General features: G+C 69.9%; 1 protein-coding gene and 2 pseudogenes. All 3 read right to left on the bottom strand.

The genetic code is table 11. The annotated features are described in order from the left end of the window. Positions 1-47 precede the first annotated feature (47 nt). Positions 48-800: pseudogene (locus tag JMF90_RS32325) on the bottom strand (MATE family efflux transporter); the annotation flags it as partial. Between the two features lie 10 nt (positions 801-810). Further along, complete coding sequence (locus JMF90_RS32330; protein WP_012328256.1) at positions 811-1,131, bottom strand: DUF2288 domain-containing protein; 321 nt, start codon at positions 1,129-1,131, stop codon at positions 811-813. 72 nt (positions 1,132-1,203) lie between these two features. Beyond that, positions 1,204-2,753 (bottom strand): annotated as a pseudogene (locus tag JMF90_RS32335) (acyl-CoA synthetase); the annotation flags it as partial.

The raw sequence follows: 2,753 nt of genomic DNA on the forward strand, positions 1-2,753 counted from the left end.
CCCGGCTTCTCGCGTCGTATAACTTCGTATAATGTATGCTATACGAAGTTATTACGGAGCGCGATCAGCCGCTTGAGCGCGACGCGGTCGGCAAGCGCGCGTACCGCGAGCGGTGCAAGGCCGCGCGGCCGCAGCCGCCACAGCATCCACGCGCCGAGCGCGAAACCGCACGCGTCCGCGGTGGCGGTCGCTGCGCCGATGCCGGCGATGCCCCAGCCGAAACCGTACACGTAGAGCAGCACGGCGCCGATGTTCACCGCGTTGATGAACACCTGCGCGACGAGTGCGAGCCGGACGCGCTGCACGCCCAGCAGGTAGCCGAGCACCACGTAGTTCGCGAGCGCGAACGGTGCGCTCCAGATCCGTGCGTGGCTGTATGCGAGCGCCGTCGCGCGGACGGCATCGCTGCCGCCGAGCGCGGACAGCGCGAACGACAGCAGCGGCACCTGCAGCGCCAGCACCGCGGCGCCGAGCGCGAACGCGACGATCAGCGCGCGCAGCAGGTTCAGGCGGATTCCGGCGGCGTCGCCGGCGCCATGCGCCTGTGCGACGAGGCCGGTCGTCCCCATCCGCAGGAAGCCGAAGCCCCAGAACACGAAATTGAAGAACAGCCCGCCGAGCGCGACACCGCCGAGATATTGCGTCCCGTCGAGGTGGCCGGCGACGGCCGTGTCGACGGCGCCGAGGATCGGCTGGGTCAGATTCGCAAGGACGATCGGGAAAGCGAGCGCGAGGACGCGCCGATGCGTGACGGCGGCCGACGCGCTGCCGGCCCCGAGCGGTAAGGCGGATTCGGACATGACGGATGCGTCAGGCGCGTTCCTGCACGCAGACCCACGGCGAGACGACGACCGCCCACAGCTCCGGATTGCGCGCCGCGTAGTCGGCGGCGGTTTCGGCCGGCATGCGCGCGACGAGGCCGGACGACAGCCAGCGCGTGACCTGTTCGGCATCGTCGCTGGCAACCGCTTCCGCGACGCTGACGAGATCGAGGTCGCGCGCGATCGACAGCAGCTTGCCCTGCGCGAAGAAGCGTTCGAGATCGCACCAGTCGATCTTGGCGGTTTCGCCGAGGAGTTTGGCGTAGAGCGGGCTGTGCGACGCGCCCGCGGCGTGTTGATCAGAGGACATCGGTTTCTTGGAAAGACTGCGTGGCGCCACTATAAACCATCCGGCCGGGCGGGCCGAGCGGCAGCGGGGCGCTCACGCGTCGCGCAGCGCGCGCCGGATGATCTTGCCGGTCGCGGTCATCGGCAGGCTGTCGACGAACGCGATCGCGCGCGGGTACTCGTGGGCGGCGAGCCGCGTGCGCACATGTGCCTGCAGCGCGCCGACGAGCGCGGCGTCGCCGACGTGGCCGGGGTTCAGCACGACGAACGCCTTGACGATCTCGGTGCGCGTCGCGTCGGGCACGCCGACGACGGCGGCCATCCGCACCGCCGGATGCGTGAGCAGGCAGTCCTCGATCGGGCCGGGGCCGATCCGGTAACCGGCGCTCGTGATCACGTCGTCGTCGCGGCCGACGAAGCGCACGAAACCGTCGGCGTCGATCGTGCCCGTATCGCCGGTGAGCAGGTAGTCGCCCGCGAACTTGTCGCGCGTCGCGTCGGGGTTGCGCCAGTATTCGAGAAACATCACCGGGTCGGGGCGGCGCACCGCGATGCGGCCTTCGACGCCGGGCGGCAGCGGCGTGCCGTGCGCATCGACGATCGCGACCGCATGACCGGGCACCGCCTTGCCGATCACGCCGGGCTGCGCATCGAACAGCGCCGCACACGACGACAGCACCATGTTGCATTCGGTTTGCCCGTAGAACTCGTTGATCGTCACGCCGAGCGCATCGCGGCCCCACGCCGTCAGTTCGGTGCCGAGCGATTCGCCGCCGCTCGCGACCGATTTCAGCGCCAGCGTGTAGCGTTCGCGCGGCGTCACGACGGCGCGCATCAGCTTCAGCGCGGTGGGCGGCAGAAAGGCGTGGGTGACGCCGTGCCGTGCCATCAGCGCGAACGCCGCGTCGCCGTCGAATTTCTCGAAGCGGTGCGCGAGCACCGGCACGCCGTGATGCCATGACGGCAGCAGCACGTCGAGCAAGCCGCCGATCCATGCCCAGTCGGCGGGTGTCCAGAACAGGCGCGCGTCGCGCGGGAAGCACTGCTGAGACATCTCGACGCCCGGCAGGTGGCCGAGCAGCACGCGATGCGCGTGCAGTGCGCCCTTCGGTTTGCCCGTCGTGCCGGACGTGTAGATGATCAGCGCCGGATCGTCGGCGGCCGTATCCACCGGCACGAAATCCGGCGCCTCGGCGGCGAGCGCCGCGTCGTAGCGCAGCACGCCGGGCACGTCGGGCGCATCGTCGCCGATGCAGTAGACGGTATGCAGCGCCGGCAGTTGCGCGCGCAGCGGCGCGATCTTCGCGTAACCGGCCGCGTCGGTGACGAGCGCGGCCGCCTCGCTGTTCGCGAGCCGGTACTCGAGCGCATCGACGCCGAACAGCGTGAAGAGCGGTACCGCGATCGCGCCGAACTTGTACGCGGCCAGGTGTGCGATCGCCGTTTCGGGGGGCCTTGCGCGAGAAAGATGCCGATCCGGTCGCCGCGCCGCAGGCCGGCACGCGCGAAGCTATTCGCGAGCCGGTTAGAAGCATGCTTCAGGTCGTCGAACGTGAGGCGGGAAACGTCGCCTTGCGTCCGTTTCGTGGATCAGCGCGACGCGTCCGCTGCCGTCGGCCCATTTGTCGCACACGGTCCACGCCG

It is taken from the genome of Burkholderia sp. E168m23, assembly GCF_016586125.1.
GTDB lineage: Bacteria > Pseudomonadota > Gammaproteobacteria > Burkholderiales > Burkholderiaceae > Burkholderia > Burkholderia orbicola.